This window comes from Croceivirga lutea, assembly GCF_014235875.1.
Classification (GTDB): Bacteria; Bacteroidota; Bacteroidia; order Flavobacteriales; family Flavobacteriaceae; genus Croceivirga; species Croceivirga lutea.
Genome location: NZ_JACJUK010000009.1, coordinates 98,635 through 106,156 on the forward strand (window position 1 = coordinate 98,635; position 7,522 = coordinate 106,156).

Here is a 7,522-nt window from a genome sequence, read left to right on the forward strand (position 1 = left end):
TAGCTACTAGCAACAACGAAAACTAAAAATGAAGATTAAAGACGTTTGTAAGCTTCTCGAAGAATTAGCTCCTTTACACTATGCAGAAGATTTTGATAATGTTGGCTTATTGGTTGGTGATAAAGAGGCTATGCTCACCGGTATTTTGGTAACTCTTGATACTTTAGAAAATGTTGTAGACGAAGCAATTGCAAAAAATTACAACCTCATTGTTAGCTTCCATCCTATTATTTTTAAAGGCTTAAAAAAGCTTAACGGTAGCAATTATGTAGAACGAGTTGTATTAAAAGCTATTAAAAATGATATTGCCATTTTTAGCATACATACGGCCTTAGATAATGCTAAATTAGGTGTGAATCAAAAAATTTGTGATGTGCTTGGGTTACAAAATACTCAAGTTCTTATTCCTAAACATGGTACCATTAAAAAATTGGTAACCTATGTGCCTATTAGTCAAAGTGAGCAATTAAAAAAAGTTTTGTTTGATGCTGGTGCGGGTAACATTGGTAATTATAGCAATTGTAGTTTTAGCAATAAGGGAACAGGTAGCTTTATGGCTGAAGAAAATGCAAATCCTACAATTGGAGAAATTGGAAAAACGCATTTTGAAGAAGAAGAACAACTACACTTTACATTTGAATCGGGTTTAGAAAGTAGAATTTTATCAGCACTAAAAAATAATCACCCGTACGAAGAGGTTGCTTATGAAATTACCACTTTAGAAAATAACCATCAACATATTGGAATGGGTATGCTAGGTGAATTAGAAAACAACAAAAGCGCAGCTGACTTTTTAAGCATGGTTAAAGAACGTTTTTGTATACCTACCATTAAACATTCTAGATTTTTAGATAAACCCATACAAAAAGTGGCAGTATTAGGAGGAAGCGGAGCATTTGCTATTGGAGCGGCAAAAGCTTTAGGTGCAGATATTTTTTTAACAGCAGATTTAAAATATCACAATTTTTTTGAAGCAGAAAACGAACTAATACTAGCAGATATTGGACACTTTGAGAGTGAACAGTTTACAAAAAACCTTTTAGTTGATTTCCTTAGCAAAAAAATTCATAATTTTGCAGTCGCTTTATCGGAAAGCAATACAAATCCCGTCAACTATTTTTAAGTAAAATATGGCTAAAAAAACTGAAACAACTGTAGAAGAAAAATTAAGGGCGTTATATGACCTACAACTTATTGATTCTAGAGTTGATGAAATACGAAACGTTCGTGGAGAGCTTCCTCTAGAAGTAGAGGATTTAGAAGATGAGGTTTTAGGTCTCAAAACCAGAGTTGATAAGCTTAAAACAGACATTGAAACTGTAAACTACGAGATTACGGCAAAAAAGAACATGATTGAAGAGTGTAAAGCTTTAATCAAAAAGTATACAGAACAACAAAAGAACGTTCGTAACAGCCGTGAATTTAACTCGTTAACCAAGGAAATTGAGTTTCAACAATTAGAAATTCAGTTAGCTGAGAAGAATATTAAAGAATTTAAGGCGCAAATAGACCAGAAAAAAGAAGTTATTTCTGGCACCAAAGAACGTTTATCTGAACGTGAGGCACATTTAAAACACAAAAAAGGTGAATTAGATGCCATTTTAGCCGAAACTGAAAAAGAAGAAAAAGCGTTACTTAAAAAGTCTGAAGAATTTGAAGATAAAATTGAAGAGCGTTTAGTAAAGGCTTACAAAAGAATTAGAACCAATGTAAAAAATGGTTTAGCTATTGTACCCATAGAAAGAGGTGCTTCTGGTGGTTCTTTCTTTACCATACCACCTCAGGTTCAAGTGGAAATTGCTTCCCGTAAAAAAATTATTACTGATGAACACAGTGGCCGTATTTTAGTTGACCCGGTGTTAGCCGAAGAGGAGATGGAGAAAATGAGCAAATTGTTCAAAAAATTATAAAACCAAGCCACCTTTACGGTGGCTTTTTTATTTTATGCAAGTAAAGTTAATCTCTTCGGTTTTTCTAATTGTTCTATTTGCTAGTACAGCTAAAGCACAATCTTTAACAGACTACAAGTGGAAAAAAAGAGTATTAGTTTTAGTTGGCCATAAAGACAATGCAAAACTAATTCAGCAACAAAAAGCTTTTCTCAACTTTCCAAAGGAATTGGAAGATAGAAACCTAGTTTTGGTTCATAAATTAAATGATGATGCAGAGTTAAAAAAAATTCTTACCCTGGATAACAACTTTCAAGGCGTTCTTCTAATTGGTAAAGATGGTGGCATTAAGTTTTCAGAGCCATTTGTTGTTACTCCAAAAAAGATATTTGATTTAATTGATAGTATGCCCATGCGAAGAACAGAAATGAGAAATCACTAATTGCTTAAAAGGCTTAGTATTTTTTCTTCTACCTCAATTGCATTCCATTTCTCTTCAATATTAGGTAATTGCATCACCTCTTTCATTATTTCTTCTTGCTTATCTCCTATTTGTAAAGCTTCAGCGTAAGGTCTTTCAGAAAAAGTTACTCTGCTATACACTGGTACCCACTTATCTGGATGTTTGTTTGCAAAATGTTTTTCAATCTTTTTTTGAAGCAAAAATGTTGGTTCTGCCGTTTTACTACTCATTTCAATAAAATTTCGGTAGCTTAATTCTGCAATGGCATCAGCGTTTGGCTTTCTACTTTTTTGGTAGTCAGAAAAAATAGCATCCCAATCATCTCCGTGTTTTTCAATAAACTGATTTAACACATAAATATCTTCAAAACCCGCATTCATACCTTGACCATAAAATGGTACTACTGCATGAGCCGAATCACCTACTAAAGCAACCTTATTCCAATACGTCCAAGGGTAACACTTCATAGTAACCATGGCACTGGTTGGGTTTTTAAAAAAGTCTTCGGTTAAATTTTCAATTTGTTTTCTAACGTTAGGAAAGTATTGCTTAAAAAATGCTTTGGCTTCTTTTTTGGTAGTAATATTTTCAAATGACACTTCACCTTCAAAAGGTAAGAAAAGTGTACATGTAAAGCTTCCGTCTAAATTGGGTAAAGCAATCAACATAAATTTACCCCGTGGCCAAATATGAAAAGAATTGTTATCTAAGGCATGCGTACCATCTTCATTTGGTGGTATAGTTAATTCTTTATACCCTACATCTATAAAATCTTGAGAATAATCAAATCTACTTCGACGCTGCATTTTGTGTCTAACCCTTGAAAAAGCACCATCACAACCAAAAATCATGTCAAACTGATATTCTTTCCAATCTCCCTTTTCTGTTTCACCGGTATATAATGATGCTGTAGGTAGATTAACATCCCAAACCTTTTCATTAAATCTAAACTCAACACCTTCTGCTTCTGATAAATCTATCATTCTACGATTTAAGATACCTCTACCAATACTCCAAATAGCTTCGTTTTCTTTACCATACTTCTGAAAATACACAGGTTTATCATTTACATGCATGGCACGTTGATACATGGGTATGGCAATTTTTCTCACCTCATCTTCAAGGCCAACAGCTCGTAAAGCTTTCCAACCTCTATTGCTCATAGCTAGGTTAATACTTCTTCCAGAAAATTCAACGGTTCGTATATCGGGCCTTCTGTCAAAAACGGTAACGAGATGTCCTTTTCGTTTTAAATAAATACCCAATAACGAGCCTACAAGTCCAGACCCAACTATCGCAATATTTTTAGGTGTTTGCGCCATAATAAATAAGAAAACTTCAAAAATACGTAAAAAGCAAATTTTGGCTTTTGTTTAACCTCAATCTACACCTTTAAAATCAATTATTGTTTAAGTTTATATAAATTTTATTAAACAATATGGCGCATTCAAAACTGCACCTTCCTGAAAAAACATGCCCAGTTTGTAAACGACCTTTTACCTGGCGTAAAAAATGGGAAAGAAATTGGGAAACGGTGAAATATTGTAGTGAACGCTGTAGAAAAGCAAAATAAGAGATGACAAGTTTAGTCTGGTTTACAACTAATTTACGGGTAAAAGACAATTTGGTACTGTCAGAAGCTTGCAAACAAGAGCGTGTTATAGCATTGTACTGTTTTGACCCCAGACAATTTAAAGAAGGGGATTTTGGATTTTACAAAACAGGAAAGTTCAGAGCTAACTTCTTAATAGAAACCATAACAGATTTAAAAAAACAACTTGCTGAGCTCAATATTTCGCTCTTAGTATACATTGATAAACCCGAGAATTGTATTCCAAAGGTGGTAAAAGAATACGGCGTAAACGCGGTTTATTATCAAAACGAATGGACAAGAGATGAGGTAACCACTATAACTAACACCAAAAACCATCTAGAAAAAGAGGTGGAAATGCACGGGTATTACGACCAGTTTTTATTTCACCCAGATAGCATTCCTTATTCATCTTACAACAACATACCAGATGTTTTTACCACCTTTAGAAAGAAATGCGAAAAATATGTAAAGGTTTCTTTACCATATACAACTCCAGAAGCTAAATCGCCATCAAATACAATTGAAAACCACACAACAATACCTTCTTTGCAGGATTTAGGACACCCAAATTTTGAAGTTGATAGTAGAACTGCTTTTCCGTTTAAAGGGGGAGAAACAGCAGCTTTAGAACGACTACAAAACTATTTTTGGGAATCTAAAAAATTACAAGTTTATAAGAAAACTAGAAACGGTCTAGTAGGTACAGATTATAGCTCCAAATTCTCGCCTTGGTTAGCCAATGGCAGTATTTCTGCACGAACTATTTATTATGAAGTAAAAGCTTTTGAGAAAGACATTGTAAAAAACCAAGACACCTATTGGTTAGTTTTTGAACTAGTATGGAGAGACTATTTTAAATATATAAGTCTTAAATACGGAGACCAGATATTTTATTTAGATGGAATTCTAAAGACCAATTATGATTGGAATTTTGACCAACAAAAACTACAAAATTGGATAAACGGAGAAACACCAGAACCATTTGTAAACGCTAACATGATTGAATTAAAAAACACCGGTTTTATGAGTAACCGTGGGCGGCAAAATGTGGCAAGCTATTGGGCAAAACATTTAGAGCAAGATTGGCGTTACGGGGCTGCTTACTTTGAGAGTATGCTTTTAGATTATGATGTGCACAGCAATTGGTGCAATTGGATGTATAACAGCGGTGTAGGTAATGACCCAAGAAATAGAACATTTAATATTAAAAGTCAGGCAGAGCGCTATGATGCTAACAAAAAATTTCAAAATCTCTGGTTACAACAAACCCTTTTTTCATGAAAACAGTTAGATTAATACTTGGCGACCAATTAAACTTAAAACATTCTTGGTTTTCCTCAACTAATGAAAATGTGGTGTATTTAATGGCCGAGATGCAACAAGAAACCTCATACGTAAAACATCACATACAAAAGGTGGTAGCTTTCTTTGTTGCAATGCGCAACTTTGCGGCCGAATTAGAAGAAAAAGGGCATACTGTAGCTTACTTTAAAATTAATGATGAGGCCAATCCGCAAGAATTATCAAAGCTGATAAAACAGGTTTTAACTAAAGAAAACGCAACTAGTTTTGAATATCAGTTACCAGATGAATATCGCTTAGATAAACAATTAAAAGAAATTACAGAAGAACTCACTATTGAAACCAAAAGTGTTGATACTGAGCATTTTTACACCTCTCGTTACGAATTAAGAGACTTTTTTGAAGGTAAGAAGCAACTAATAATGGAAAGCTTTTACCGTATGATGCGGAAAAAACACAATGTGTTAATGTCAAATAAAAATCCTGAAGGAGGAAAATGGAACTTTGACCATAGCAATAGAAAAAAATGGTCTGGAGAACCAGAAATACCACACGAACGAGGATTTAGAAAAGATGTCTCAGAACTGGTAGCCACACTTAAAAAGCTAAAAATTGAAACCTTTGGAGAAATAGAAGAAACCAACTTTAATTGGCCAACGTCTAGAGCAGATGCATTATCAGTTTTAAATCATTTTTGTAAAAGTTTACTAATACATTTTGGTGACTACCAAGATGCCCTGCATACTAACGAAAAATACCTGTTTCACTCAAGATTATCTTTCGCTATGAATAGTAAAATGCTTTCACCTAAAGAGGTGATTGACAAGGTTGTTGACTACTATTACGAGCACAAAAACGAGATTGATATTTCACAGGTTGAAGGTTTTATACGGCAAATCTTAGGGTGGCGAGAATATATGAGAGGTATTTATTGGAAAGAAATGCCTAAGTATAAGACCTTAAACAAACTAGACAACCACAATAAACTACCCAATTTTTATTGGACGGGTAAAACAAAAATGAATTGTTTAAAACACGCAATTGGTCAAAGTTTAGAGGATGCTTATGCACACCATATTCAGCGTTTAATGGTTGTTGGTAATTTTTCGCTCTTAGCACAATTGAACCCAGATGAAGTAGATAACTGGTATTTAGGGGTTTATATTGATGCCATTGAGTGGGTTGAAATCACCAATACTCGTGGTATGAGTCAATTTGCTGATGGTGGTATTGTAGCTACTAAACCGTATGTAAGTAGTGCCAACTACATAAATAAAATGGGTAATTACTGTAAGGAATGTGAATATAGTCATACTAAGAAAATTGGTAATAATGCCTGTCCGTTCAATTCGCTTTATTGGAATTTTTTGGACGATAAAAAAGATTATTTTAAAGGGAATCAACGTATGGCTATGATGCTCAATCTTTTAGAGAAAAAAGATGCAGATGAATTAGCAGAACTAAAAGAAAGAGCTCAGAAAATAATTCAAAACCCTGACGATTTTTAATTTTCTTAACATCAATTGCCATAGCTAGCATCGTATATAAGGTAGCGTAAACAATTCCGCGAAAGCGTCTATATACAAAAAGTCCTTCACAGCAAACTGCGAAGGACTTTTCTTTTTTTACAAATTGTTAGGTCGAGTGCGGTCAACACCAAATTAGATTGACTACTGTTATTTTACTCGCCTTGGTTTAAAGTGACAAAACTAATTATTCTAGAATTCCGTCAACAATACCATATTCTAAAGATTCTTCGGCATTCATCCAATAATCTCTATCAAAATCTCGCATTACTTTTTCAAAATCTTGATCGCAATTTTCAGCTAAAATTCGAGCCCCTATTTCTTTTGTCTTAACAATTTCTCTTGCTTGAATTTCAATATTAGAAGCCTGCCCTTGCGCACCACCACTGGGCTGGTGAATCATTACTCTGGCGTGAGGCTGAATAAAACGTCTACCCTTCTCTCCAACAGATAAAAGTATAGAACCCATAGATGCCGCAAGTCCTGAACAAACTGTTGAAACTGGACTTTTAATTTGTTTGATTGTATCGTAAATAGCAAAACCAGAAGTTACGTAACCTCCAGGGCTATTAATAATTAATTGTATTTCATTAGTGTTTTGAAGGTCTAAGTAAAGTAGTCTATCTACAACATGTTTTGCAGAATCATCATTTACCATTCCCCATAAAAATACTTTGCGCTCTTCAAGTAATTTTTCTTGAATTTGGTCTTGAACCTTACCTTTTTTTGTACTCATAGAATTAAGGTG

At 34.1% G+C, this 7,522-nt stretch carries 8 protein-coding genes; 6 read left to right on the forward strand and 2 right to left on the reverse strand.

Features of this window, described 5'->3' with window-relative positions; all coding sequences use genetic code 11:
- Positions 1-28: 28 nt before the first annotated feature.
- Genes H5V42_RS13945 through H5V42_RS13955 form a run of 3 tightly spaced genes read left to right on the forward strand, consistent with a single transcriptional unit; the run spans position 29 to position 2,331 of the window.
- Positions 29-1,123: a Nif3-like dinuclear metal center hexameric protein gene (locus tag H5V42_RS13945; protein ID WP_185783791.1), complete on the forward strand. Its 1,095-nt coding sequence runs from the start codon at positions 29-31 to the stop codon at positions 1,121-1,123.
- Between the two features lie 7 nt (positions 1,124-1,130).
- Entirely contained in the window at positions 1,131-1,910 is a 780-nt protein-coding gene (locus tag H5V42_RS13950; protein ID WP_185783792.1) for a zinc ribbon domain-containing protein, read from the forward strand.
- 34 nt (positions 1,911-1,944) lie between these two features.
- Positions 1,945-2,331, forward strand: a complete 387-nt coding sequence (locus H5V42_RS13955) for a DUF4174 domain-containing protein (protein WP_185783793.1) — start codon at positions 1,945-1,947, stop codon at positions 2,329-2,331.
- On the opposite strand, the gene H5V42_RS13960 is transcribed toward H5V42_RS13955, so the two are convergent.
- Positions 2,328-3,674, reverse strand: a complete 1,347-nt coding sequence (locus H5V42_RS13960; protein WP_185783794.1) for an FAD-dependent oxidoreductase — start codon at positions 3,672-3,674, stop codon at positions 2,328-2,330. The genes H5V42_RS13955 and H5V42_RS13960 overlap by 4 nt on opposite strands.
- A gap of 116 nt (positions 3,675-3,790) precedes the next feature.
- Here H5V42_RS13960 and H5V42_RS13965 point away from each other — a divergent pair, with 116 nt between their 5' ends.
- From H5V42_RS13965 to H5V42_RS13975, 3 genes are read left to right on the forward strand one after another with little or no spacing between them, the layout of a single operon-like run.
- Positions 3,791-3,925: a DUF2256 domain-containing protein gene (locus tag H5V42_RS13965; RefSeq protein WP_185783795.1), complete on the forward strand. Its 135-nt coding sequence runs from the start codon at positions 3,791-3,793 to the stop codon at positions 3,923-3,925.
- A 3-nt stretch (positions 3,926-3,928) separates the two neighbouring features.
- On the forward strand, positions 3,929-5,227 hold the full coding sequence (locus H5V42_RS13970; protein ID WP_185783796.1) for a DASH family cryptochrome: 1,299 nt from the start codon (positions 3,929-3,931) through the stop codon (positions 5,225-5,227).
- A complete protein-coding gene (locus H5V42_RS13975; RefSeq protein ID WP_185783797.1) occupies positions 5,224-6,756 on the forward strand; it encodes a cryptochrome/photolyase family protein in 1,533 nt (510 codons plus the stop codon). The genes H5V42_RS13970 and H5V42_RS13975 overlap by 4 nt, the downstream gene beginning before the upstream one ends.
- 205 nt (positions 6,757-6,961) lie before the next feature.
- On the opposite strand, the gene H5V42_RS13980 is transcribed toward H5V42_RS13975, so the two are convergent.
- Positions 6,962-7,510: a ClpP family protease gene (locus H5V42_RS13980; RefSeq protein ID WP_185783798.1), complete on the reverse strand. Its 549-nt coding sequence runs from the start codon at positions 7,508-7,510 to the stop codon at positions 6,962-6,964.
- Positions 7,511-7,522: the final 12 nt, after the last annotated feature.